Origin of the sequence: Sphingomonas colocasiae (assembly GCF_019880585.1) — a bacterium.
GTDB classification, from domain to species: domain Bacteria; phylum Pseudomonadota; class Alphaproteobacteria; order Sphingomonadales; family Sphingomonadaceae; genus Sphingobium_A; species Sphingobium_A colocasiae.
The window spans coordinates 125,414-150,543 of sequence record NZ_JAINVV010000006.1 but is presented as its reverse complement, the minus strand read 5'-3'; the positions used below and the strand labels follow the sequence as shown (position 1 = coordinate 150,543).

Annotated in this window: 23 protein-coding genes and 2 pseudogenes; 12 read left to right on the top strand and 13 right to left on the bottom strand. The window is 64.8% G+C overall.

Annotation, left to right across the window (positions count from 1 at the left end; genetic code table 11):
- Nucleotides 1-71: 71 nt before the first annotated feature.
- From K7G82_RS13980 to ectA, 7 genes are read right to left on the bottom strand one after another with little or no spacing between them, the layout of a single operon-like run.
- On the bottom strand, nucleotides 72-1,430 hold the full coding sequence (locus tag K7G82_RS13980) for an MFS transporter (protein WP_222990518.1): 1,359 nt from the start codon (nucleotides 1,428-1,430) through the stop codon (nucleotides 72-74).
- 16 nt (nucleotides 1,431-1,446) lie between these two features.
- Nucleotides 1,447-2,676: an MFS transporter gene (locus K7G82_RS13975; protein WP_222990708.1), complete on the bottom strand. Its 1,230-nt coding sequence runs from the start codon at nucleotides 2,674-2,676 to the stop codon at nucleotides 1,447-1,449.
- Nucleotides 2,677-2,696: 20 nt separating this feature from the next.
- Complete coding sequence (locus K7G82_RS13970) at nucleotides 2,697-4,139, bottom strand: aspartate kinase (protein ID WP_222990517.1); 1,443 nt, start codon at nucleotides 4,137-4,139, stop codon at nucleotides 2,697-2,699.
- Nucleotides 4,136-5,056 carry an ectoine hydroxylase gene (gene thpD, locus K7G82_RS13965; protein WP_222990516.1) on the bottom strand — a complete coding sequence of 307 codons (921 nt, stop codon included), beginning with the start codon at nucleotides 5,054-5,056 and terminating at the stop codon, nucleotides 4,136-4,138. Before thpD ends, K7G82_RS13970 begins: the two co-directional genes overlap by 4 nt.
- A 15-nt stretch (nucleotides 5,057-5,071) precedes the next feature.
- Nucleotides 5,072-5,485: an ectoine synthase gene (locus K7G82_RS13960; RefSeq protein ID WP_222990515.1), complete on the bottom strand. Its 414-nt coding sequence runs from the start codon at nucleotides 5,483-5,485 to the stop codon at nucleotides 5,072-5,074.
- A gap of 22 nt (nucleotides 5,486-5,507) precedes the next feature.
- On the bottom strand, nucleotides 5,508-6,815 hold the full coding sequence (gene ectB / locus K7G82_RS13955) for a diaminobutyrate--2-oxoglutarate transaminase (protein ID WP_222990514.1): 1,308 nt from the start codon (nucleotides 6,813-6,815) through the stop codon (nucleotides 5,508-5,510).
- A complete protein-coding gene (ectA, locus tag K7G82_RS13950) occupies nucleotides 6,812-7,324 on the bottom strand; it encodes a diaminobutyrate acetyltransferase (protein WP_281423003.1) in 513 nt (170 codons plus the stop codon). Before ectA ends, ectB begins: the two co-directional genes overlap by 4 nt.
- Before the next feature lie 246 nt (nucleotides 7,325-7,570).
- Between ectA and K7G82_RS13945 the strand changes: the two genes are divergently transcribed.
- Nucleotides 7,571-8,095: a MarR family winged helix-turn-helix transcriptional regulator gene (locus K7G82_RS13945; protein ID WP_246623553.1), complete on the top strand. Its 525-nt coding sequence runs from the start codon at nucleotides 7,571-7,573 to the stop codon at nucleotides 8,093-8,095.
- 570 nt (nucleotides 8,096-8,665) lie between these two features.
- Here the strand turns inward: K7G82_RS13945 and K7G82_RS13940 are convergent.
- On the bottom strand, nucleotides 8,666-8,854 hold the full coding sequence (locus K7G82_RS13940; protein WP_222990512.1) for a DUF3606 domain-containing protein: 189 nt from the start codon (nucleotides 8,852-8,854) through the stop codon (nucleotides 8,666-8,668).
- Nucleotides 8,855-9,008: 154 nt separating this feature from the next.
- Between K7G82_RS13940 and K7G82_RS13935 the strand changes: the two genes are divergently transcribed.
- From K7G82_RS13935 to K7G82_RS13920, 4 genes are all read left to right on the top strand, one after another.
- A complete protein-coding gene (locus K7G82_RS13935; RefSeq protein ID WP_222990511.1) occupies nucleotides 9,009-9,398 on the top strand; it encodes a MarR family winged helix-turn-helix transcriptional regulator in 390 nt (129 codons plus the stop codon).
- A 639-nt stretch (nucleotides 9,399-10,037) separates the two neighbouring features.
- A complete protein-coding gene (locus tag K7G82_RS13930; protein ID WP_222990510.1) occupies nucleotides 10,038-10,232 on the top strand; it encodes a hypothetical protein in 195 nt (64 codons plus the stop codon).
- 157 nt (nucleotides 10,233-10,389) lie between these two features.
- Entirely contained in the window at nucleotides 10,390-10,554 is a 165-nt protein-coding gene (locus K7G82_RS13925; protein ID WP_222990509.1) for a hypothetical protein, read from the top strand.
- Nucleotides 10,551-10,757 (top strand): hypothetical protein, encoded by a 207-nt coding sequence (locus tag K7G82_RS13920; protein WP_222990508.1) that lies wholly within the window; start codon nucleotides 10,551-10,553, stop codon nucleotides 10,755-10,757. Before K7G82_RS13925 ends, K7G82_RS13920 begins: the two co-directional genes overlap by 4 nt.
- A gap of 788 nt (nucleotides 10,758-11,545) precedes the next feature.
- Here the strand turns inward: K7G82_RS13920 and K7G82_RS13915 are convergent.
- Nucleotides 11,546-12,022, bottom strand: a pseudogene (locus tag K7G82_RS13915) (LysR substrate-binding domain-containing protein); the annotation flags it as partial.
- A 703-nt stretch (nucleotides 12,023-12,725) separates the two neighbouring features.
- Nucleotides 12,726-14,816, bottom strand: coding sequence for a serine hydrolase domain-containing protein (locus K7G82_RS13910; protein WP_246623552.1), 2,091 nt, complete (start codon nucleotides 14,814-14,816; stop codon nucleotides 12,726-12,728).
- A 199-nt stretch (nucleotides 14,817-15,015) separates the two neighbouring features.
- Here K7G82_RS13910 and K7G82_RS13905 point away from each other — a divergent pair, with 199 nt between their 5' ends.
- The 3 genes from K7G82_RS13905 (at nucleotide 15,016) to K7G82_RS13895 (ending at nucleotide 17,018) form a co-directional block, all read left to right on the top strand.
- On the top strand, nucleotides 15,016-15,306 hold the full coding sequence (locus K7G82_RS13905; protein WP_246623551.1) for an ArsR/SmtB family transcription factor: 291 nt from the start codon (nucleotides 15,016-15,018) through the stop codon (nucleotides 15,304-15,306).
- A complete protein-coding gene (locus tag K7G82_RS13900) occupies nucleotides 15,303-15,971 on the top strand; it encodes an SdpI family protein (protein WP_222990507.1) in 669 nt (222 codons plus the stop codon). Before K7G82_RS13905 ends, K7G82_RS13900 begins: the two co-directional genes overlap by 4 nt.
- Nucleotides 15,972-16,046: 75 nt before the next feature.
- Complete coding sequence (locus tag K7G82_RS13895; RefSeq protein ID WP_222990506.1) at nucleotides 16,047-17,018, top strand: SDR family NAD(P)-dependent oxidoreductase; 972 nt, start codon at nucleotides 16,047-16,049, stop codon at nucleotides 17,016-17,018.
- A gap of 91 nt (nucleotides 17,019-17,109) precedes the next feature.
- Here K7G82_RS13895 and K7G82_RS13890 read toward each other — a convergent pair whose 3' ends face one another.
- The 3 genes from K7G82_RS13890 to K7G82_RS13880 all read right to left on the bottom strand — a co-directional run bounded on the left by K7G82_RS13890 (nucleotide 17,110) and on the right by K7G82_RS13880 (nucleotide 22,288).
- On the bottom strand, nucleotides 17,110-17,703 hold the full coding sequence (locus K7G82_RS13890) for a TetR/AcrR family transcriptional regulator (protein ID WP_222990505.1): 594 nt from the start codon (nucleotides 17,701-17,703) through the stop codon (nucleotides 17,110-17,112).
- Nucleotides 17,704-17,825: 122 nt separating this feature from the next.
- On the bottom strand, nucleotides 17,826-20,000 hold the full coding sequence (locus tag K7G82_RS13885; RefSeq protein WP_222990504.1) for a TonB-dependent receptor: 2,175 nt from the start codon (nucleotides 19,998-20,000) through the stop codon (nucleotides 17,826-17,828).
- Between the two features lie 158 nt (nucleotides 20,001-20,158).
- On the bottom strand, nucleotides 20,159-22,288 hold the full coding sequence (locus K7G82_RS13880) for a DUF6351 family protein (protein WP_222990503.1): 2,130 nt from the start codon (nucleotides 22,286-22,288) through the stop codon (nucleotides 20,159-20,161).
- A 389-nt stretch (nucleotides 22,289-22,677) separates the two neighbouring features.
- Between K7G82_RS13880 and K7G82_RS13875 the strand changes: the two genes are divergently transcribed.
- The 4 genes and pseudogenes from K7G82_RS13875 to K7G82_RS29785 form a co-directional block, all read left to right on the top strand.
- The gene (locus K7G82_RS13875; protein WP_222990502.1) at nucleotides 22,678-23,535 is read left to right on the top strand and encodes an enoyl-CoA hydratase/isomerase family protein; all 858 of its coding nucleotides are present in this window, start codon (nucleotides 22,678-22,680) and stop codon (nucleotides 23,533-23,535) included.
- 97 nt (nucleotides 23,536-23,632) lie between these two features.
- Complete coding sequence (gene kce / locus K7G82_RS13870) at nucleotides 23,633-24,559, top strand: 3,5-dioxohexanoate:acetyl-CoA acetone transferase (protein ID WP_222990501.1); 927 nt, start codon at nucleotides 23,633-23,635, stop codon at nucleotides 24,557-24,559.
- Nucleotides 24,537-24,878, top strand: a complete 342-nt coding sequence (locus K7G82_RS13865; RefSeq protein ID WP_222990500.1) for a YaaC family protein — start codon at nucleotides 24,537-24,539, stop codon at nucleotides 24,876-24,878. Before kce ends, K7G82_RS13865 begins: the two co-directional genes overlap by 23 nt.
- Nucleotides 24,853-25,002 (top strand): annotated as a pseudogene (locus K7G82_RS29785) (integrase); the annotation flags it as partial. The gene K7G82_RS13865 and the pseudogene K7G82_RS29785, both read left to right, overlap by 26 nt.
- Nucleotides 25,003-25,130 lie beyond the last annotated feature (128 nt).

Here is a 25,130-nt window from a genome sequence, read left to right as displayed (position 1 = left end):
TCGCGCGGTGCAGATCGCAGCGCCGGCTCACCGACGCGCAGGCCCAGGCGGCGGGCGGCCGGATAGCCCGATCACCGGTTGTGACGAATTGAAGCGCTGGATCTGCCGAACACATCCTCGTGCAATGAGCGGCCGGCGGTCTCCGGCATGAAGTGAAGGGCGACGAGCCCCGCACCGCAGGCGATCATCATGTAGAATGCCGGCATCAGCTCATTGCCGGTCGCGCTGATCAGGCTGCTGCCGATGACAGGCGCGGTCCCGCCGAAGATCGAGGTCGACACGTTATAGGCGATGGCAAAGCCGGCGAAACGCACCTGCGTCGGAAACAGGGCCGGAAACGTCGCGGAAATGGTGGCGAGCTGTGGCACATAGAGCAGCCCCAGCATGACGAAACCGGCGATCGCGCCGATCAGCCCGGTCGCCATCAGCATATAGAGGGGCACCGCGCCCATGATCAGTCCCAGCAAGGATATCCGCCACATCGGCCGGCGGCCCAGCCTGTCGGAGAGCCGTCCCGCGAACGGCAGGAATATCATCATCAGCAGCATGCCGACGATGGGAACGACAAGCGCCTCGTCCGGCGAAAGACCGAGGCGACGCTGCAGGTAGGTCGGCATATAGCTGAGCAGTGTGTAGTTGACGACGTTGAGCGCGACGACCAGTCCGCCGACGACCAGCATGGGCCGCCAGTATCGCCGCATGAGAGAACGAAGCCCGGGAGGGGGCGCCTTCGGTTCGCGCGCCAATGCGGCGGCGCGAAACACGGGTGTGTCCTCCAGTCTGGAGCGGAGATACATGCCGACCAGCCCCATCGGCGCGGCAACGAGAAACGGAATACGCCAGCCCCAGGCATGCATGGCCTGGTCGCCGAGCATCAGCGAGAAGCCGAGCATCAGCGACGCGCCCAGCGAGAACCCCGCCAATGTGCCGAACTCCAGGAAGCTCCCGTAGAAACCCCGGTGTTCGTCGGGCGCGTATTCGGCCATGAAGGTCGCTGCTCCGCCATATTCCCCGCCCGTCGAAAAGCCCTGCACCATCCGCAGGAGGATCAGGAGTGCGGGAGCCCAGAAGCCGATCGTGGCATGATCGGGAATCAATCCGACGCACAGCGTCGCGGCCGACATCAGCAGGATTGTGAGTGCGAGCACCGACTTGCGACCCAGCCGGTCGCCGAGTGGTCCCCAGAACAGGCCTCCGAGCGGCCGCACGAGAAATGAAATCGCGAATGTCGCCAGCGCGAACAGCACCGCCTCGTCCGTCTCGCCGGGAAAGAGGGCGGAGGAGATGTAGGTGACTCCGTACGCGTAGATACCGTAGTCGAACCATTCGGTCGCATTGCCCATTGCAGAGGCCGCGATTGCGCGACGCAATGCCGGCCTGGAATCGGATGCGGCTGATGTCTCGAGAGGGGCCGTCGAAGTCGCGGTCATGTTTCTTGTCCTTCGTTCACGCGTCGTCGGTCAGATCGGGGGCGAGCAAGGCGACGGTCGGGGTCGTGCGCGGCATCACCTGGAAGTCGCGCTGCGCGCGGCCTGGCACCGGATCCGAGGCATATTGGCGCCACAGGCCGAACAGCAATGTCAGTCCCGCGCAGCAGGCGATGAACAGGAAAAGCCCGTTCCCACCCAGAAGCGTCATGACGGTAGCCGCGCACAGCGGTCCGAGGGCCGCGCCCAGCGAATAGAGGAGCACGAGCCGTCCGCTCGCCGCGACGCGCTCGTTCGCGAGCAGGCGGTCGTTGCAATGCGCGACGCACAATGGATAGAGCGCGAAACCGAGACCGCCGAAAAGCCCGGCCAGCCGGAGCAGCATCACGTCGTCCGCGTCCGTCAGCGCGATCGCGAGGCTGACGCAGGCCACCCCGGCAAAGGCGATCAGTATGACCTGGCGCCGGTCGTAGAGATCGGAAAGACGTCCCAGCGGCCATTGCAGGACGACCCCGCCCAGGATCACGATCGTCATGAATCGCGCGGTCTCGGGGAGATCGAGCCCCAGCCTTCCGGCCTGGACCGCGGCGAGCCCGTAAAAGGCGCCCAGTATCATGCCCGTCGCCGCGGCGCCGACAGCGCCCAGCGGCGAGGCGTCAAGCAGGGAGCGGATCGAAAGGCTGGCGGCCTCGACAGGCGCTGGCGCGGCACTTCGGGTCAGGCAAAGCGGCAGGATCGCGAGCGAGACAAGGATCGAGGCGAGTTGAAAGGGCAGGGCGGACAGCTGGCCGGTCGCGCCGAGCAGCATCTGGCCGAGCGCCTGTCCCGAATAGAGCGCCACCATATAGGCTGCGAGCACGCTGCCGCGATGCCTTGTCTCGGATCGCTCGTTCAGCCAGCTTTCCAGGCAAATGAAGACGCCCGCGACACAGATGCCGTCGATCAGTCGCAACGTCATCCAGAACAGCGGCTCGTCCAGGATGGCATATGCCAAGGTGCTCGCCGAGAGCAGCGCGACGAATGCCGCGAAGGCGCGGATATGGCCGACCCGCCGCACCACCCGGGCGGCGCGAAGGGCGCCGATGACCAATCCGCCGAAATAGGCGGTGCCGACAAGGCCGATCATGATCGTGGAGCTGCCTTCGCTTTCCAGCCTCAGGCCGAGAAGCGTGGTCATGAAGCCATTTCCGGCCATCAATATGAAGATGGACAGCAACAGGCTGCGGACGGGCAGGATCGCGGCGAGCATCATGAAGGGCTGCGAGCCGGTCAGGCCGCGCGCAGGACCCCCATCGTATCTTCGTCGTTCTCGACCAGCGCGCGATGCAGGGCGCGCACGGCTCCGTCATAATCTTCGACGTCGACGATGAACTGCACGTCCACGCTGCGGATCTGGTGCTGCATCGCGATGATGCCGATGCCTTCGGCGGCCAGCGCCTTGAGCGCATCGGCCACGAGCGACGGCCTCGAGATGTCGCTGCCGATCAGCGAAACCAGCGATACGGGGGAGGCGGAAACCGATGCGTCGGGATAGTGCAGGCGCAAGTCTCCGGCCACCCGGCCTACCGTCGCGGCATCGGCCGAGAGATAGTGCGTGATCATATTGGCGTTCGAGGATTTGCTGGCGATCCATGCGCCGTGCCGCGCCAATATCTCCAATATGGTCGCGTCATATCCTTTGACCCCGACCATGTCCTGTTCGAAGAAGCGGAGCGCCTGTGCGTGCCGGATGCCCGTCACGATCTCGACGCGCGGCTTGTCCGAGACATAGTCACCGCGGATGAGCGTGCCCTCATCCTCGCGGTGGAATGTATTGCGGACCCGCAGCGCAATGCCCGCCTGCCGCAGGCCGCGACCTGCCCCGGGATGGATCGCCTCCATGCCCATATTGGCGAGCTGGTCGGCGACATCGTAGTTGGTACGACCGATCTTGCGCGCCTTCTCGACCCCGACCAGCCGCGGATCCGCACTCGAGAGATGGAACTCCTTGTGGATGATCGCCTCGCGCGCGCCTGTCAGCACGGCCACCCGCGAGAAGGTCATCTCGGAATATCCTCGCGCATAACGGCTGATCATGCCTTGCGCGCATCCGGCATAGCCGGTGACGACCGGCAATGTGGTCGTCAGGTCGATCGGCGCAAGCGCTTCGGTGATCCGCTCGTCCAGTTCGCGATTGTCCTGCTCATTCCAGAGCGTCAGATCGACGAAAACGGCGTTGACGCCGCGCTCGCGCAGCAACAGGGCCGTACTGTGCGCGCTATGGGCTTCGCCGATGCCGGCAAGCAGTTCGCGCGCGCTCGCAAGTTGCCCGTCGATCCGGAAGCGGCCGTGGCTGCGCAGTCGTGCCAGGTCCTCCAGGCACGCGGCGATCGCGTCGATCCGCCGGTCGATGAAGCGATCGGCCTGGTCCCGGTTGCCGGTGTGCGCGAACATGTCCGCATTGCGGGCGTGCATCGCCGAACGCACGTCTTCCATGGCCGCGCGCCAGGCCTCCGTCCCGTCGTCGGCGAGGAAATGCGCATGGACGCCCGGCTGCCCGCCATTCTTGTGTTCGAGCAACAGGTCCGTGATCCCGGCATAAGCGGAGACGACGAATATGCGCTTGTAGAGATCGGCGCCGTCACGCCCCGCGACCAGGACATTGTCGAGGAGCGTCGCGGTGGCGGCCATCGACGTGCCGCCGATCTTCTCGACGCTATGGGAGCCCGTCATGCCGGGACGCCCTGCGTCAGGCACCCCGCCACCGGAATGATCTGCTTCGGGCTCAGGCGCGTGGCGATGAAGTCGGGCCGTGGCCGGTCGACCCCGAACGGTGCGGCGAGCCCGTTGTCCACGGCATTATAGACCAGGAAGGCATTAGCCCTGGGAAAGGGTGTGATATTGCCGTTCGATCCGTGCATGATGTTGCAGTCGAAGACGACCACCGATCCCGGCTTGCCGGTCGGTGCTGCGATCCCGTGACGCTCGGCGAGCGTGGCGAGGCTGTCCTTGTCGGGGACACCATATTGCTGCTTCTTGAGCGAGGTAAGATAATGGTCTTCGGGCGTCTCGCCGATGCAGGTCAGAAAGGCATGGTGCGAGCCGGGCATGAGCATCAGCGGCCCATTGTGCGGTGTGTTCTCGGCCAGCAGCACGGACATCGAAAGCGCTCGCATGCGCGGCATGCCGTCCTCGACATGCCAGGTCTCGAAATCGCTGTGCCAGTAGAATTCCCTGCCGTCGAAGCCCGGCTTGTAGTTCAGTCGCGACTGGTGAAGATACACCTCGCCGCCCAGAAGAAAGCGCGCGACGTCCGCCAGGCGCGTGTCGGCGGCGAGCCGTTCGATCACGCGGCTCTGGCCATGGATCCTGAAGATCGACCGCACTTCGCCGGCATCCGGCTCGGTGATGACGGTGTGCTCTTCGAGCGCGCCCGGATCTCCCAGGAGCCGGCCTGCCTCGGCCTGAAGAAACCTGATTTCCTCATCCTCGAACAGTCCTTCCAGGACAAGATATCCCTGCTCTTCGAATTGCGCCGCCTGTGCGCGGCTGAGCGGGGCTCCATCGGTCCATTCGCCGTGGACGACCGGATCCTGGCGCGGCAGGAAGCGGGCCGTGCGTGCCCTGCGCGACGGGTAGATATCTTCCAAGTGCTCCTCCTCCCCTCAGCCTGCAGCCTCGAGCACGCGCGGCATGTCCGTGTCCGCGGGGTAGGCGCCGCTTGCGTCATGGACCTCGCGGCCGGTGACGGGCGGATTGAATACGCAGGCGCACAGGATGTCGGTGGCGGGGCGGACGACATGCCTGTCGTGCGCATCGAGCGCGTACATGACGCCCGGGGCCAGGTCGTGCGTGATGCCCGTGCCCAGATCCTCGATGGTGCCCGTGCCTTTCAACACGAGGACCGCCTCGAGATGGTTCTGGTAATGCATCTGCAACTGCTCGCCGGCGTACATGGTGGTGACATGGAAGGAGAAACCCATGCCGTCGTCCCTGAGGAGCAGGCGGGCGCTTTCCCATCCGTCCGATTTGACGTTGCGGTCCGAACCGCGAATGTCCTGGAGTTTGCGTACGATCATTGCTGTTTCTTCCTTTCTTTCCCTATTCTGCGGCGACGCCGTATGCCGCCGTCAGCACCTCGCTGAAGCTCGCTTCGACGATGTCGAGCCCGGCCATAAGCTGGGCCTCGTCGATGACGAGCGGTGCGAGGATCTTGACCACCTCGTCGCGGGCGCCGCTGGTCTCGATGATCAGGCCCCGGGTGAAGCAGGCGGCCGTGACGGCGGACGCCACCTCGCCCGATCCCGCGTCGATCCCGTGCATCATGCCGCGGCCGCGTACGGACAGGCCATGGCTGCGCGCGATTGTCTCGAGCCGCGCCTTCAGCAGCCGGCTGCCTTGTAGGACATGCTGCTCGAACCCGTCGTCGCTCCAGAAATGCCGAAGCGCCGCCGTCGCGGTCACGAATGCATGGTTGTTGCCCCGGAACGTGCCGTTGTGCTCGCCCGGCGACCATTGATCGAGCTCGGGGCGAAAGAGCGTGAGCGCAAAGGGAAGGCCCATGCCGGAGAGCGATTTGGCGAGCGTCACGATATCGGGGGTGAAGCCCATGGTTTCAAAGCTGAAGAAGCCGCCCGCCCGGCCGCAGCCCGCCTGGATGTCGTCGACGATCATCAAGGCGCCGTGGCGCTTGGCGATGTCGGCAATCCGCCGCAGCCAATCGGGCGAGGCGGCATTGAGGCCGCCTTCGCCCTGCACCGTCTCGACGAGGAAGGCGGCGGGCGCGTCAAGGCCGCTCGACGGGTCCGAAAGGCGGCGTTCGAGCAATGCGGCGGTGTCCACGCCGTCGCCGTGATAGCCGTCATAGGGTTCATGGGCGACGTGCGGCAGCGGCACGCCGGCGCCGCTGCGCTTGGCGGCATTGCCGGTGCAGGCGAGCGCTCCCAGCGTCATGCCGTGAAAGCCGTTCGTGAAAGCGATCACGAGTTCGCGCCCGGTGACCTTGCGCGCCAGCTTGATCGCCGCCTCCACTGCGTTGGTGCCGGTGGGGCCGGTGAACATGGCGCGATAGTCGAGGCCGCGCGGGGCGAGGATCAGGCGTTCGAACGTGTCGAGAAAGGCCGCCTTGGCGTCGGTGTGCAGATCGAGCCCATGGGCGATCCCATCGGCTGAAATATAGTCGAGCAGCGCCTGTTTCAGGACCGGGTGATTATGGCCGTAGTTCAGCGTCGAGCAGCCCGAGAGAAAATCGAGATAGCGGCCGCCCTGGCTGTCGAACATCCACACATTCTCGGCCCGGCCGAACTGGCGCGGGATCGAACGCGCATAGCTGCGCACCACCGACTCCCTCCGTTCGTAGATCGCGGTGTCGGGTCTGGTATCGGTCGGATTGGGGAGGGTCGTGATCATATCGCCTGGTCTCCTCGGCTGTGGTTCGAGCGGCTCGCGCGGCGCAGGGGGCCGATGCGCGCCTGCCATTCGCTTGGGTGAGCGCCCGCGAAATGGCTTTCGCGCTCGAAATGAAGCGTCTTGTCGAGGGGCGCCTTCCATCGCTGGGCGAGCGCGCCGAACAAGGCCCATGACGGGCGGTTGTCCGATGTCACTGTCGTCGTCAGATGGGTCACGCCCGCTGCCGAAGGCCTGGCGAGCAGGGCTTCGATCATGCGCGCGGCGAGCCCCTGTCCTCGTGCTTGGGTCGAGACCGCGACTTGCCAGATGAACAGGCTTTGCGGATCGGATGGCGGGCGATAGCCCGAAACCCAGCCGACGACCTCGCCCTCCCGCTCGGCAACGATGCAATGATCCGCGAAATGCGTGCATTGCAGCAGGTTGCAATAGGCGGAATTGACATCGAGCGGCGGGCACCGCGCGATCAGTCGCGTTATCGCCGGTCCATCGGCCATGTGCGGCCTGCGCAACCGGGTTTTCGAAGCTGAGCCGGGAACAGGGCGCGAGACTGTCCGTGGCGGCGTGGAGGCCGCAGCGGAATTGATTTCCAAGATAATTTATCTCCCGAATTATTTTCTGCGTCGACTCGATGGCTTGAGCCGATGTTGGCGACATATATGGCCGATTTGAGTCGTTTTTCAACCCTCGGTGCCACGACATATATTTCGATTGGTGAAGTATATGCGGCGAATCCTTCTCTATCTGAAGGATTGTGTATGGCTTCGGACCCCCGGTTTTCTTATGTTTCGCCGATGAGTTCGGAAATCGCATCGCTCACGCTGCGCGCCCTGCGACGGGTCCTGCGCGCGACGGAAATCGGCAGCCGCCGCCTGGCGAGCACGACGGGGCTGACGCCGTCGCAGTGGCTGGTCCTGCGCGAGATCGGCTCTCGCGACGCGGCGACGCCCGGCGCGGTGGCGAACACGCTTCAGTTCAGCCAGGCGACCATCACCGCCATAGTCGACAGGCTGGAGGAGCTCGGCCTGGTGCAGCGTCGGCGCGGGGACCGCGACAAGCGTCAGGTCATCCTTTCCGCGTTGCCCGCCGGGCAAGTGGCGCTCGTCGACTCTCCGGATCTTTTGCAGACGAATTTCACAGAGCGGTTCGCGCAATTGCCGCTCTGGGAGCAGTCCATGCTCCTGGCCGCGGCAGAGCGCCTGTCGGTCCTCATGGATGCCCAGCATATCGACGCGGCACCCCTTCTGGACAGTGGCGCGATCGACCGATCCGAGCCGGCCTGATCCGGGATCTCTCCCGCTTTCGGGCGTCGCATTCCAGCGAGCCGGATTGGCCTTTTCTCGTGACGGACCGGGGCCTTGCGCGGGGTGAGGACGGAATTGCGCCGAGCGAATCGATGCGGGCGCGGGCGCAACTCCGAGCTTCCCCACATGGCACCGGCTTTGTCCGCAAGCACCTTTGCTCGGCCCCCACAGACCGCCGCATCGTCGCGCGCCGTTAACCCTGTTCTGTCGCGATTGTCAATGGGATAAGGTGAAGGAGACCACGTAACGACATTGTAAACCCAGTTAAATTTCGTTGCGTTATCGGAATGGGAAAGTAGGGATCGGGCAGCATCGCGGTACCCCACGCCGCTGGTGTCAGAGCATGACCCCACAGCATGTTCGGCAGGTCGGGCGACCGTCGTCCCCGGCCTGCTCATCGCCCGCTCGATCGGCCTTGATCTCCCGGGACGCGTTAATATAGTCGGGCGCAGCGCCGGGAGCCCAACCTCGCTTATGGCGCAGAGCATGCGGTATCCGTTCTGCTCGGCGGGCCGGGACCCCAGACCCCGGCCTGCCTTTTCGCCAGGATCATCGGCGCCCTTGGCGGGCAGCGTCTCCGTCGAGCACATCGCGGCTGTTCCCGTGCTTCTCGATCAGGGCTCGCGCCTCATCGCGCGTCAGGCCATGCCTTTCGGCGAAATAGTCCAGTTCATAGTCCTCATCGGCCGCCACCCGGCTCCGGTCGCGTCCATCCCGTCTGCTCTTGTCGTCGCTCATGATCGTCTCCTGCGAATGTCCAAGGTCCGATGCCCAGGATTTGATATTCAAGATCGAAGAGGGCGAGTTGTTCCCAAGCGGTCCTCGCGACGAGCCGGCTTGCGAAGGAGGCACGAATAGTTAGGGTATTGCAATTGGTTACAAGGGGGCGTGGATGACAAACGAGCCTGGCCAGGAGATATCCTCGCATGTGCGTTTTGCGGTGCAGATCTATCTGGAGCGTTTGCGCAGGAAGTTCGCTTTCGCGGATTATGGAACGCTTTTCGGCGAACCCGCCTGGGACCTGCTCCTGTCCGTGTTCATTGCCACCGAGCAGGGTGGCGCGCTCAGCGTGACCCAGGTTTCGCAAACCACGGACCTCCCTTTGTCGACGGTGCAGCGATATGCCGGCCTCCTCGAGAAGCGGGGACTGCTTGTCAGGATCCGCGACGATAGCGATGCACGACGCGTGCTCCTGAGGCTGACGTGCATTGCCAGCCTTAAGATGCGCGCGTTCCTGGAACGAAGCGAACCTATGCCGCAGGTTCCGGCCGGCCTGAACTGATGCGCGGGGCGCGATCTCAAGTTCGATGAAGGCGTCGTGCGGCTTGAAAATCGTCGCAGGACCGCAACCTGTCGCACGCTTCAGCCACGTCTCGGGCGGAGAAGCGCCGGACGAGATTTATAGCGCGCTGGCTTTGTTTCAGGACGTCCTCCGCGATTTCGCTGGCGCATGAACAGGTCGGACGACGGGGTGAACGGCTAACGTGCATCAGTGATTTCGCGGCCGTCCAGGGCTATACGAGTCGCGCCATGCCGGGGGGCGCCGGAGATGGAGTCGCACCATGTCAGACGATGACGTGAGATATTTTCAGCGAAGGGCAGCCGAGGAACGGCAGCACGCCGCCGATGCCAGGGACCCTTGCGCGCGCAAGGCGCATCAAAAGATCGCCGACGCGTATGAGCGCATTGCCCGTGTCGACGTTCGCCCCGAATTGCGGCTGGTTTCGTGATGGTTATCGCCGCGCCTCTCCGCGAAACGCGTGACGATCTCATCAGGCGCGCGAGGGATGCCATGCGGTTGGCAAAGGCCGAGACGGTACCCAACCGCGCCCTGATCTACATCGAGGCCGCGGAAACCTGGCTGAAGCTCGCCGCGCGAAAGCCCCGGCGCTTGACGGACCAATAGGATGGACATCGTCCCGTGACGCCGGAGCATGAACGCTGGGCCTTCGCCGCCAAGCTTCTCGATGTCCACCGCTCGAGGATCGGGCGCTTTATCGAAGGGCGCGCCGCCCATTACCGGCGATTGGGCGACGAGGATGCCCTGGCGTTCTGGGAAGACATCACCGAAAAGCTGATCCAGTTGATGGGACCCGAGGACGGCAGGACGCATTGAATCCGCGTCGAGCCGAGCGTGGGTTCTGACCTGGATCAGGACTCCCGGCCCCGATGAGAGTAGCATGGCGGGCATTGGCGCCACGGGTGACCCGCAGGCCGGCGCCGAATGACGGTAATTCTGTAGAGCCGCCGCTTGTCAAAGCTGGAGGCTCACCATGCCCCACGAAAGCCAGTATGATTATTATCTGCGCCGCGAACGCGAATGTCGCGAAGCCGCGGAGCGCTCGTCCGATCCGGCTATCCGGCATACGCATTTAAGCTTCGCGCAGAAATATGCCGGCTTCGTCGAAGCTGCGGGGCGGAGGGTGAATGCGACATGATCGGTGTCAGCCAGGTTCGCGAAACCCGCGAGCACCTGATCGCGCGTGCGCGCAGGTCAATGCAGATGGCGGAGGCGGAAACGCTGCCCAATCGGGCCCGTGTGCATATCGCCGCCGCTGAAACCTGGCTCCGCCTTGCCGAACGGAAGGTCAAGCGCGAGCGGTTTGCCGCGGTCGAATGCGAGGATGTCGCGTCCGGTTAGGACGTCTTCCCTTCAAGGGCATGGGCTGGCCATCCCGGCAGCGCGGATGGTTGCTGATCTGCGCGCCCTCATGACGGGCGGTTGAATTCCTGCTGCCTCCCGGTCACCGGGGCGTAACGGCGCGACCAGACGGCGCGACCGGGAGGGCGGGGAAGAGTGCAAGATCGGGATCTGGTGGCCGGCGTGCAGATGTCGAGCGCGGGCCTGGCGATCTCCCGGACCTGACCATCCTCGGCGCCGTTGAAGCACTCGCCGGTCCGTGCCCGCAGCGCGCGCCCCGTCCATGGAGCGGCGTGCACGCCCGACGGACCGGGCGGTCGGCAACGGCTCGCCGCCGCCGCCCTCACCGGCTCCCGGCACCGGCGGCGAATATCGCCGGCCGCCATGCAACCCCGACCGCCCCTCGCGCGTACAGCATGCCTCCCAACGGTCTGCCGTGCGCACGGATCGTTTCCTCGCCCCGGCGTTGTTTTGGCGCCGGGGCTTTTTTTGGTCCCTGGGAGCGTGGCAGCGCCTCTCGCTGCGGTGGACCCAGGCAAGCCGGGCGCGCCGGCCGGGCGCTTGACAGTTTTACGAATGTGGGACGGTTGGCGCGAGGCATGGCCGGGCCCGCGGCAAGGCGCATGAGCTGCCTGCCGGCAATGCGCCATCCGATCGGTCGGTCTATCGGTTCGCCGTCGATTCCAGCCGTCGTCCCATGGTCGCCGCGCCAATCGTGGAGCCGAAGTCCCCGATCCGGTGCGGTCCCGGGCGATTATCGACGGTCCTGGTGAACGGATGGCTGTCGTTCAGCCATCCGCGGCACGTGCCATGTCGATCAGCGCCCTGAACGCCGCGGACGGATTGCGCCGGCTCGGGTAATAGAGACACAGGCGCGCCATTGGCGGCGTCCAGTCCTCCAGGACCCGGACGAGGCGTCCCGCCTCGATGTCCGCGCGCACATCGGACTCCATAAAGTAACCTATGCCGACGCTCTCGAGGACGGCGATCCTTGAGAGACTGGCCTCATCCAGCGTGATCGGACCACGGACGTCGACTTGCGCGGGCTGCCCGTTCTTCTCGAAGTGCCAGCGATGCAGCGCGCCGTTCGGCAGGCGGATGCGCAAGCATGCATGTCGCAGGAGGTCCGCTGGCGCATACGGCTTGCCGTTGGCCTCGAAATAGGCATGCGTTGCGACGACGGCGAAGCTGCGGGGCGGCCCGACCGGAACGGCGATCATGTCGCTCGGCACGAGGTCGGCGCTTCTCAGGCCAAGATCGAACCCGCCGGGCCGTTTGATTCCATGGCTCCGATCTATACCCAGGTTTACGATGTGAAATCGTACCAGATCAGCGACAAAGTCATGGTGGTTGAATCTTCCATTGTCCATAGGGATGCTGATTCCTATTTCGGTTCGAGCGGCGACAGCCTTGTCTTCGGATGGTCGGATCTGGGGGAGGGTTCGAACTACCAGATCAAATTCCAGGAACTGTTCATCACCCAGGCCGGCGATCTGTCCCTTCTGTCGGCCATGAGCTTCGCATAGGATCGATCGCGGCGGCCCGGGAGGGCGCGCGGGACGGATGGACAAGGCGGTTGAATGCCGCCGGATCGTGGAAACCCGTCCTGGGCCGTGGCGCGTCGCGCCCGCGCTGTTCGGCGTACCCGGTTTGCGCGAAAGGCATCACGGCGAGCGGCGCATGACGAAGCCGCGTCGAAAGTCCGGACGGATGGCCGCCGCATCCGGACGGAATGCATGGCGTCAGCAAATCCGTGCCAACGGCAAGGCCGTCGACATACGGCCCGGAAGGCGTCGGACGGGCCCAAGCCTGAACCGCCGGCCGGCAGCGCGCCCGCCAACCGGCCATCCGGCTCGATCCGAGCTGCTCCGAAAAGGGGGGGATACGCCCGGGGGCGGCGACATGCCGGGCGATCATGGACAGTCACCGGGTCCCTGCCCATGATCGCCTCCGGCTCGAGATGCGATCTCAGTAGTTCGTGCCGATCGCGAGCAATCGAAAGACCGCGCCGATCCAGATCAATGTCAGGAACGCGAGCAGCAGGACGATGCTCCACAGCTTCGCCGACCAGTGCCGACGCCCGCGCAAGGCCAGGGCGACGTTCCACGCGGCGATCGCGCCGCCGCCCACAAAGGCCAGCCAGCCGAACAATTGCGCGGCCAGAAGCGCCGGGTCGAACGGCGAGGCGAGATTGCCGATATCACCCAGCATCGCGGAGAGCAGCACGACCCAGCCGAGGACCGCCAGCAGCGCGAGCGCCGCGGCGATCCGCACGAGGCGGTAGGCAAGACGCTCACGGCCCGCAAAGGAAAGGGCGGCGCCGTAGCGACGGCGGACCAATGCCGTAACCGGCCACAGGATCACGGTGATCAGCAACGCCGCGATGCCCGCGAGCAGCATCGGGCGAAGCCAGGCCGAGGACCGGTGCCAGGGCGTGCGATCGAACACCATCACCGGCGCGAAATCGCTGACGCCGATGCGCACGGGCACGCCATTCTCGACGCGCGCGCCGAAATAGGCATGGCTGTCGGGATCGCGCCACAGGAAGGGCGCGACGGGCGTCCAGCGGCGCGGCTGTCCGTTCGCGCCGGTGGCGAACGGCACGATGAGCCGGCCTTCGCTGTCGATGGACACGGTGACCTGCCCGATCAGGTCGACGATCGCGAGGAAGCCGGAATGCGAGCGGCGGGAGATCGACCAGGTGCCGGCGAGCTGCTGCGCCTGTGCGCGGGCGGTCGCCGGATCGGCGCGACGATCGTCGCCGGGCCCCGGGAAGTAGCGATCCGCGAAATCCTCGAACAGCGCGGTCCGCAGGACCGACGAACCGCCTTCCCGGCCCGTGCTGTTGAACGACACGAAGATGCCGACGCCTTCGTTCCGGAAGAGCTGGAGCTCGCTGTGGAAGACCGACGTGTCGCCGCCATGGCCGATCACGCGCCGTCCGTTGATGTTGGCCTCGTAAAAGCCCAGCGCCATGCCGTTGAGCCCGGGAATGGGATGCGTCACGCTGTCGTGCATCAGCAGCATTGTTTCCGGTGCCAGGATCCGGCCGGTATCGGTCGATCCCCCGTTGAGATGCGCGATCATGAAGCGGCCCATGTCCGCACCGGTCGCGGTCAGCGATCCCGCGGGCGCAGGCCCCAGAAATTCGAAGGCGGTGGGCTTGCCCGATGCCAGGCTGTAACCCGTCGCCATATGCGGCCGGAACCGTGCCGGCAATGGCTGGCGCATCGTCGAACGGGCCATGCCGAGCGGCGCGAATATGTGGCGCTCGATATAGTCGTCATAGGGTTCGCCCGCGACGCGCTCGACGATATAGCCGGCCAGCGCCGCACCATAGTTGGAATAGGCGGGTGTCGAGCCTTCGCGGTAGACGCGTTCGGGCGTCCACCGCTTCAGCATCGTCTGGTAGGGCACGACGCGCCCGGGATCGGTGCCCATGATCTCCTTGGCCTGCTCCTCGAAGCCGGCGGTGTGCGTCATCAGGTGGCGCAGCGTGATCGGCTTTCCGGCGCGTGGCGGGATCCTGAAATCGAGATAGCGGTTCACGTCGGCGTCGAGGTCCAGCTTTCCCTGCTCGACGAGCTGCATCACCGCGGTCCATGTGAACAATTTGCCAACCGATCCGGGCCGGAACAGCGTGGCCGCGGGATCCACCCGCCTGCGCTTCGCGACATCGGCGAAGCCGTAACCGCGTTGCGCCAATATCCGGCCGTCCTTCACGACGACCACAACCGCGCCGGCGATGTCGCTCTTCGCCAGCGCGAAGGGCATGTATCCGTCGAGCCAGGCATCGACATCCTCCGCGGTCAGCGACCGCCCACCCTGCGGCGCGACGGACGATCGGGGTGCCCTCGCGGCGATTGCGTTTGTCCCGCTCGACGGCTGCGTCCCGCTCGCCGCCCGTGCCGCGTTCGAAGCCCGTGTCGCGCTCGCAGCCTGTGACACGTTTGCCGTATGTGCCGGGCTCGCCGGACGTGGCGGCGCGGCCGGTCCCGGCCCCGCGATCAGTGCCAGTGCCAGTGCCAGTGCCGGTGCCGCCAGGGCCATGCCTGTCATGAAACGCATCCTCATCCCCTCCGCCGGTCCGGCGATGGCCGGACGCATTGAACCGTGGATCCGTGGACGGGCGCCGTGTGGAACGGGCAAGCGGGTGCCGTGCGCGGCTTGCGGCCGCGCTTGAGATGCGCTGCGGTTCCTGACACGGCGATTGACGCCATTCGAATCATTTGTTATTTAGCTAATAACCGAAATAGAGATGATGAACAAGGTTTTCGAAGCACTTGCCCATCCCACCCGACGCGCGATCCTGCAGATGCTGAAGGAAGGCGCGCGTTCGGCTGGGGATATCGCGTCGGCCTTCGACGTGGCGAAGCCGACCATGTCCGGCCATTTCGCGAAGCTGCGCGAGGCCGGGCTCATCCAGTCCGAGCAGAAGGGAACGACGATCTTCTATTCGATCAGCGTATCGACGGTGGAGGAGGTGCTGATGGGGTTCATGGGAACGTTGAGCATCAGCCCCCGGAACGAGAAGGAAAGCGGAGAATGACGAACAGGCATCTGACCATGGCGTCGATCGTGACCGTCATCCTGCTGCTGGTGGCCGGATGCTGGACGGCGCTCAGCCTGCCCGGCGACATGGCGCTTCCCACGCATTGGGATGCGCGGGGGCGGCCCGATCAGTTCTCGAGCAAATGGGTCGCCTTGCTGGTGCCCGGCATCGGCACTGCCCTGGCGACATTGTTCTTCCTCGCGCTTCCCGGGATCGAGCCGAGGGCGGGCGGGCTGGAGCGCAGCCGCGGGCTCTACGTCTGGGGCTGGGTCTCCATGCTGATGGCCGGGGCGACGGTTCAGGCGATCGTGATCCTCGGCGCGCTGGGCCGCGAAATTCCCGTGCTGCATGTGTTCGCGACCGTCCTCGGCCTGTCGCTGTGCCTGGCCGGCAACCAGATGGGCAAATCGCGCAGCATGTACCTGATCGGCATCCGCACGCCCTGGACATTGGTGGACGAGGATGTGTGGAGCAAGACCCATCGGCTTGCCGGCAAATTCCTGGTCGCCAGCGGTCTCGTGCTGGTGGCGGCCGGTCTCATGCGGGTTTCCGCGGACATCATGACCGGCCTGTTGCTGGCGACGCTGGTGCTGGGTCTGCTGGTGCCGTCCGCTTATTCCTACGCGCTCTGGAAGCGGAAGAACCAGGACAGCGTCCGCTAGGACGCTGCGCAGCACGGCTCAACCCTGGCATCGTCATCGATGCCGCCCCGACCCTTATCGCAACAGGAGCATCTCATGGACCGGCTCAAATATCTTCTGATCGCGTTCCTGGCCCTGATGGTTTCGCACCCCGCCCTGGCCCAGAGCCCACCCGAGCAGAGGGCCGTCCTCGTGACAGGTGCGAGCTCGGGCATCGGGCTCACCATCACCAGATATCTCGCCGATCGCGGCTTCCACGTCTATGCCGGCGCCCGCAAGGACGAGGACCTCAAGCGCCTCGAGGCGATGAAGAATGTCAGCGCGGTGCGGCTCGACGTCACCAAACAGTCGGATGTCGATGCGGCCGTCCGGTTCGTCGCTGCCCAGGGACGCGGCCTCTACGGGGTGATCAACAATGCGGGCGTCGCCAGCGTCGCGGAACTGATCAAGACATCTGACGAGGACGTGCTGTGGCAGCACGACATCAACGTCATGGGGCCGTTGCGGGTAAACCGCGCCTTTTTCCCGCTGCTGAAGGAGAGCCAGGGACGCACCGCGATCATCGGATCGCTTTCCGCGTTCGTCATGAGCCCGACCGGCGGCGCCTATGGCATGAGCAAGGCTGCGGTCGAGGTCTATACCGAGACCTTGGCGCTCGAACTTCAGATGGCCGGGGAAAAGGTCGTCGCCGGCATCATCGATCCAGGCGCGTTCAAGTCCCGCGCCCGTGAAAAAGTGACCATGCGGATGCTGACCGGCAATCCGGAACTGGGTCAACCGCTGACGGACGAGCAGAAAAAGACGCTCGTGACGGTCCAGGAGGCCGAGGCGAAGATGAGCGATCCGACCCCCGTTGCCGAGCAGGTGTTCCACTTCCTGTCGAGCGACACGCCGCGCCTTCGGTATATGGCCGCCAACAGCGAGGAGGTGGCTCATATCATCGTTCGCGAAATGCTCGACCGGGCCTTGCAGCTCAATGCAAGCCAGGCCGCTTACACATTGAATCGCGATGCCCTGGTCAGGACGCTCGATGAGCTTCTCGCCAAGCAGGCAGCGGGCAAGAAATGAGCTGAAGCTCGCTGCTCGACCACGCAGGGCTTTGTCTGGGGAGCGCCTGCGCGGCAATCGCAGCGGTTATCGATGCCTCCAAAGGCCTGTTTCACCCCTGTCGCTCGAGCCGTTCCGGAAACAATTGAGCCAGCGCCGCGCGTACGACCCCGGTGAGCACCTCCTCGTCGCTCAGCGCCTGCTTTGTGGGCAGGACGCGGTCGAAGATGGTGATCTGCTGGAAGGCGGCCGTCATGATCCGGAAGATCACGTCCGCGGTGCGGACCGCCTCGACCTTCGAAAAACTGCCGATCCGGGCCTGGATGAAATAGGCGAGCTGCACCGAGCCCGCGTTCACCGAGTCCGCGATCCGTTCGTAGATGACGTCGTCGTTGAGCAGGATCGACGCCTTGATGACGTTGTGATGATCGCGGTACCAGCGCATCGTTTCGACGCACATCAGGCGGATGGCGTCCTCGATCGGCATGTCGGCCCAGCGGACCGGCGTGTAGACCTCCTCGAAATGGCTCGTCGCCCGCTCGCGGACCCGCTCGTGGACCGCGAGCAGGATCGAGCGCTTGTCCTTGAAGCGGGCATAGATCGAGCTCGCGCCGGTCCGGGATTCCCGCGCGATGTCCGTGATGGTGATCGATTCATAGGGATGGTCGTCGAGCAGTTTCTCGAAAGCATCGACGACCCTGGTCATCGTCCGCTGGCTGCGGTCCTGACGAGGCGCCCGTATCAAATCCCGCACGTTCACTGGTCCTCCAACACTCGTCGCCAGTATGTCATCAACTCTCCCGAGTGGCCAATGCCTTGCCCCGGCGTCTAGAAGCGATATCGGACGCCGGCTCCAAAGGTCCGGGGCTCGCTCACCGATCCGATCACGACCGTGGCGGCCAGCCGGGCGACATTGCCGATATAGCGGTTGTCGGTGAGATTGCGCCCGAAGATGTAGACTTCGGGGCCGTCGGCCAGCTGGATCGCCACACGGCCATCGAGCTTTTTCCAGCCATTGCCGTTGCCGGCCACCGCTTCGTTGACCGCGGTGAAGAAGACGCCGCTTTCGAACGAATAGCTGGCATTCGCCTTCAGGCTGACATTGGCCGACAGATCGGTCTCGAAGGCGGCATTGATCCCCCCGCTCCATTTCGGCGCCTGGCTGAGCCGGTTGCCGCTGCGATCGGCGAGGCCGGGCGCGCAAAGCGGTGCGCCGGCCAATGGCGTCGCCACGCTGAGCGGCTCGCAGAAGCTGTCATAGGTCGCATCGAGCCAGGTGAGGTTCGCGCCGAAGCTCAGGCCCTTCGCGGCCTTCACCGACAGTTCGCCCTCGATGCCCTTGGCGGTCGCATTGGCGGCGTTGTTGACGACGGTGACCCCGGGCGCGGTGACGCTGCGGACCTGGATATCCTTATAGTCGTAGTAGAAGCCGGCGACGTTGAGGGTGACGCGGCGATCGAGGAACTGGGTCTTGGCGCCGATCTCATAGGCCCAGAGCTTCTCGGCCTTGAAGGTGTTGGCGGGTGCCGCGACGCCGGGGGCGAAATTGAAGCCCGGTGCCTGATAGCCGTTGCTGACCTTGGCGTAGAGGAGGATGTCCCGGCTCGCCTTGAAGTTGATCCCGGCGCTGGGAAGAAGCGCGCTGTCCCTGAGATTGCCGGCGGTGAAGCGACCCGGCGTCGGTGCCCCCGTATAGTCGATCGTGAAGTCGCGCTGCTCATGATTATAGCGCAGGCCGCCGACCAGGGTGAGCGCGCGCGCCAGATCGACCTCGAACTGGCCGAACAGCGCGAACGCATCGAGCGAGCTGGTGTCGGACGGATTTGCGTAGATCGGGGCAGGCGCGGCCGAACCAAGGACGCTCAGGCCGAAGCTGCTCTTCTCATGGAAATAGTTGCCGCCCATGGTCGCGCGGACGGAGGCGCCGGTGAAGACCGCCCGCAGTTCCTGATTGAAGGATTTGCTGGCGTTGATCGACGCCGTCCAGAACAGCGGCGCTGCCGAGGAATCGCCGTCGATGCTGGTGTCGGTATCGACCCGGCGATATGCGCTGATCGAGGTCAGCTCGATCGCGTCGCCCAGCGGGACATTGGCCGTCAGCGAGAGCCCGCGCGACTTGACATGGGTGCCGATCTTGCCTGCGATATCGGTGGTCACCCGATCGGGATCGCCGATCCCCAGGATTGCGCCGGCGGGACTGACCAGTCCCTTGAACAGCGGGGTGCCATCGGTCTTCGACAGATCGCCCGAGATGGTGGCGTTGAAACCGCCCTCCGGTGCCTCGTAGCGCAACTGGCCGCGCAGCGTATAGGAGCGGTTCGCGCCCAGCGGGCGCCCGTCGATCGTGTTGGTGAACCAGCCGCGATGACGGTCATAGGAGGCCGAGAAGCCCGCCGACAGCCCGGCTCCGATCGGACCGCTCACCGATCCGCGCGCACGGACCGTTCGGTAGTTGCCGGCGGCGACGTCGAAGCCGCCCTCCAGTCGATCACCGGGCATGCGGGTGATGATGTTGATCGCGCCGGCGGTGGCGTTGCGCCCGTAGAGCGTGCCTTGCGGACCGCGCAGCACCTCGATCCGGTCGATATTGTCGAGGCCGAAGAAGCCGGCATCGGGCCGCGCCAGATAGACGCCGTCGAGATAGATGGCGACGGCCTGGCCCGAGCCGATCGGAAGGGGCTGGCCGGTGATCCCACGGATGGACACGAGGTTGCTGGCGTTCACGCCGCCGAAGGTGGAGATGGCAAGCGACGGCACCGCCGAGCGGAGATCGCCGATATCGATGATCCCCCGGTCCGCCATTGCGTCTCCACCAAGCGCGCTGATCGCGATCGGCACATCCTGAAGCCGTTCCGAACGGCGCTGCGCGGTGACCACGATCTCCTCCGCCACCGCGTCATCGCCGGCAGCGGCAGTCTCCTGCGCCACAGCCGGGCATGACCAGGCCATAGCCGCTCCGAGCGCGATCATGGCGGTCGACGCTCCCCAAGGTCCCTTGTCCACGACATCTCTCCTTATCGTTAGAAATGGATTATCATTACAATTTTGTAAAACGCTAAATCGTGCTCGTGCGGCGGCGGCTCGCGCCGGCCGTTCATTGGCTCGGATCGGAAGACATCGCGTCGTCCAGCGGGCTGGCGCCCCGCCGCACCGGCCTCGGTTCAGGGCTGCAAGGCTTGTCCGCCGGGACCCTCGGCATAGCTCAGCCACGGCACCGAGCGGGCCTGCCCGACGCCCGGAGCGGCCCAGTCCGCGACACCGTCGGGGAAGATCGCCAGCAGCCGCGCCCATTCGCCATCGTCAAAATCGATGCCCGGATAGTCGCACCGGTCGAGCGGCTTGAGCCGGGGCCGGACGATCAGGTGCGCCCTGAGGTCGCCGGCGGCGGCGACCGTCTTCGCGTCGCCGAACGATGGATAGAGGCGGTGATAGTCCTCGAGGTCGCCGGTGCGGTTTCCGTCCGCATCATAGACACCGTCGCACAGCCCGGCGGGCTTGTTGGCGACGACCTTCTCGGCCAGCGACGCCTCGCTGTCGTCGGCCTCGATCGCGGCAAGCCAGCGGTCCATCGCCAGCAACGCCCATTCGGGCGGGGTGGTGCTGCTGTCATAGCCCGGCACCATGCAGGCGACCTGATTGTCTGCATGACCCTGCGCGGCGACCAGGCCCGTGCGCGACACCCAGGTGTGGAACTGGGTATGGCTCGGCAGGTCGCCGGTCTCGGGCGGACGCACATCGAGGATCGCGACGGTCGAAAGATGGGCGAAGTCATTGGCGAAGCCGCCGCGATGCATCCGGGCCGCCGTCTGCGGATCGACATCGTTGCGGGCAGCGATGAAATTCTGGTCGATATCGACGCCGCCGATCTTCTCGTTGAGATCGAGGAACTGGTCCTTGCCGATCCGCCCGTCGAGCAGCGCGCCGAGACCATATTGGACGCCGACATTGGCCCAGGGCAGGGGCGCGAAGCCGTGACCCGCCGCACGCTCCGCATCGCCCCATTGGGCTTCGTCCCGGCAGCCGAGATAGTTGACCTGATAATCCTGCAGGGTGCCGCGCGCGCCGGCGGGGCGGTCCCGGGGGTGATAGGTCTCACCGTCGGGAAGATCGGTTCCGCGCGTTGGATCGTTGCCGCCGGTCGTGCGGCCGTAGAACTGGTTGTCGAAGACGGTGTTGAAGAAATCGGACGATTTCTGGCTGCCATGGCCGTCGACGGCGAGGCGCTGATCCGCATCGCTCCACAGCGCCGGGGAGATTTGCGTGAAATAGCGGTCGAGCAGCTTCGCCTCGATCAGCTGGCCCGGCAGATACCAGGAGCCATGGATGCTGGAGAGCGGCATGATGCCCTGGATCAGCCCGGGATACTGGTTCGCCACCATCTGCTGCATGATCGACCCGCCCGACGTGCCCGACGACAGCGTGTAGCGGATCGGCCCATAGGCCCGGGTGACGTGATCCTTCAGCATGATCAGCGATTCCGCGCCGCGCACGCTGTCCGAATTGGTGGCCGACTGGGCGAGGGTGGTGCGCGCGATCATGAAGCCGCGGCGCAGGCCCATGTCGAGCAGGACCCGGTGCGCCGGGATCGGCGGCTTGACGTCATAGCCGGCGAGCACGCCCTGCGACCGGAACTGGTTCCAGCCGCCATAGAGATAGATCCAGAGCTTGCCGTTCCAGCCCGGCGGCGGATTGACGGCCGATAGCGGGTGGGTGGGATCGCAGAGAACCGCCAGTTCGTAGATGCCGCGATTGGCGGCGCCGCGCTCATGCCGGACGATATATTTCACCTCGACGCCGGCATCGGTGCGCGCGATCGCGACATCGGCTTCGGCGGGCGGGTTCGCGGGGTCATAGGGTTCGAAATCGCCGGACGACAGGCTCATATAGACATGGCTGATCCGGGGCGGCGCATTGCCATGCTCGTCGAGGGGGGTGCCGAGACCATTCTCCTGGGTCGTCAGCTTCCAGGGCTTGAGATGCGGGCCGCTGATGATCGGCCCTTCGGCCGGATAGCCGCGCAGCTCGATCGCCGTGCAGTCTGCCGCGGTCGACGCCTCGATCCGGTTGCGTCCGGGAGCGAGGCCCGGGACGATGATCCGCCAGGCTCCCGTCCCTTGGCGTGCCGCTTCCAAGGGTTCGACCGGGTGGCCGTTGACGCGCAGCGCGGGCACGGTTTCGCCGCAGCCGGAAAGCTCGACCAGCGCGGTCGTGCCGGCGGTGATGCCGCGGACAGGCGCGAGGACACGCATCTGCAGGGCATCATCCTTGGTGGGAACAGGCATGTTCAACATTAGCGCATCCTCCAGAACGTGTCGCGTGGGGGACCGGTCATCCCCTCTTTGGTTCGGCGCGACGGCAGGCCGGCTTGTCCCGCTCTCGGGGCCGGGCGAATCCCGTCGTCGCCACTTCGCAATAATGTAATAGCAATACATTTAAGTTGGTCAACCCCGGGTCCATGGGCATGGCCGGGATGATCCAAGGTCCGGAAAATCGGCATATTCTTAGGGTGTTCCGCGCTCGCTTGCGCCGGAAATGAGTGTGATTGACTAAATTAATGTAGTGCTATTACATTAATATCCGCGGGATCGGTCGGGCCGAATGAGTCGGGATACTGGACGGTCTGGCACGGATGTGCCGCCGATCCGCTGCAGCAAAGCGCGATTCGTGAGAGGATAATGTAATGTCGATGCATAAATATGAGACGCGGCTTGAGGATTATGCCGAGAAATACGCGGATTTCTTTCATTTCCGGCGCGAGGACGGCATTCTCGAGGCGCGCTTCCACACCAATGGCGGCCCGTTGAAATGGGGACTGGAGGTGCATCACGGGATCATCCCGGCGATGTTCGACATCAATGCCGATCCCGAGAACGAGCTGCTGATCCTGACCGGCACCGGCGACAGCTTCCTGGCCGAGTTCGACCGCGAAAGCTGGGCGCGCCACAGATTCCACGAGCCGTTCGATGCCTATCACGGCTATGACATCTTCTATAAGGATCAGACCCGCGAACCGTTCGCGCTGATCAATCTCCAGATTCCCGTGATCGCGGCCGTCAACGGACCCAGCATCGTCCATGCCGAGTTGGCGCTTCTGAACGACATCGTGATCGCATCCGAGGCGACCTATTTCTACGAGGGCCACTGGGACGGCCTGGGGATCGTTCCCGGCGACGGCGTCCACACCCTGTTCCGCGAACTGCTGGGCCCAAATCGCGGCCGCTATTTCATGCTGATGGGTCAGAAGATCCATGCCGAGGAAGCGCTCCAGCTCGGCCTGGTCGGCGAGGTGCTGCCGCATGACAAGGTGCTTGACCGTGCCTGGGAGATCGCCCGCAACGTGTTCATGAACAAGAACCGCATCCAGCGGCGGCTGACGCGATCGCTGCTGATGCAGCCCTGGCGCGAGCTGTTCACCAAGGAACTCTTCTCCGGCATGGCCCATGAGAGCCTGGCTTGCTACGATTATTGGCCGATGAAGAGTAAGACCTTCGACATCGGCAACCTCATCGAACGCGACGGGGGCAAGGGGCGTATCTGAGATCGCCCGGTCAACTGCTTCAGAATATCATGAGAGGGGCGGGCGCGCCCGATGCCGGCGCTGCCGGGAAGCGAGCGCGCCCGCAAAGGAAAAATCCATGGGCAAGGTCATCATCAGCTGCGCGATCACCGGATCGGCGCATACACCAAGCATGTCGGACGCGCTGCCGATCACTCCGGAGCAGATCGCGGAACAGTCGATCGCCGCGGCCAGGGCCGGCGCCGCGATCATCCATCTTCACGCGCGGCTGCCCGAGGACGGGAGGCCGACCCCCGACCCTGACGTCTATGGCCGCTTCCTGCCGGTGATCAAACAGGCGACCGACGCGGTGGTGAACATCACCACCGGCGGATCGGCGACGATGACCGTTCCCGAGCGGCTGGCCGCCGCGGTCCGCTTCCGACCGGAAATGTGCTCGCTCAACATGGGGACGATCAACTTCGCGCTGTTCCCGGCCGCGGCGAAGATCGCGGCGTGGAAGCATGGCTGGGAGCGCGACTATCTGCTCGGCTCCGACGACTTCGTGTTCCGCAACACATTCCGCGACATCGCGACGATCCTGGAAACGCTGGCCGATGCCGGCACCCGGTTCGAGCACGAATGCTATGATGTCGGCCATCTCTACAATCTGGCCCATTTCCTCGACCGGGGTCTGATCGAGCCGGGCTTCTTCGTCCAGATGATCTTCGGTATCCTTGGCGGGATCGGCGCCGATCCCGACAACCTCATCTTCATGAAGCAGACCGCCGACCGGCTGTTCGGGCGGGACACCTATCAGTGGTCGGTGCTGGCCGCCGGTCGTCACCAGATGCCGTTTGCCATCCAGGCGGCGTTGCTCGGCGGCCATGTCCGCGTCGGTCTGGAAGACAGCCTGTTCATCGATCGCGGCCGGTTGGCCGCGAGCAATGCCGAGCAGGTGGAGAAGGTCGTCCGTATCCTCGCCGAGATGGGGCATGAGCCGGCGACCCCCGCCGACGCACGGGCCATGCTGGGCCTGAAGGGTGGCGACAGGGTGGATTTCTGAGGGCGGCCATGCCTTTCTCAATGCGACGAAGACGCTGCTTGAGGCCAAGGGCGTCACTTACAATCCGGGCCATGGCGGTGCGGGCTTCGACATGCGAACTGTCGCCAATGGCCGTATCCGCCTCGACAACGAGGGCATCAAGATCAAGGGAGCAGGGGTGCTCCCCTCGCTCATCTCGTATTTCGGCGAGACTGAGGCGACCCAAGCCTATGCTCTAGGTGACGTTCTCTCGAATCTCGCTTTCATTCATCGGGCTTATTCGGTCAGTTATTCAAAGAACGAGCTGTTCCTGCAGGACGAAGGCGTCGATTATCTATAGGGCGACCGGCAACCTTCGTGCCGTCCAGATCCTGCTGGGTCATGGCAAGATCGAGAACACTGTGCGGTATCTCGGGGTCGACGTGGAGGACGCGCTTGCGCTTGCTGAGAATACCGAAATTTGAGTGTTGCTCCTCGCCTCTGGCGAGGGGCCATTTAGCGTAGCCACAAGCGGAGCAATCCTCCTGCAAGCGCCAACGCGGAAACGCTCGCAGCCCAAATGCCGACAAACCATCCAAGCCGACTCAGCCAG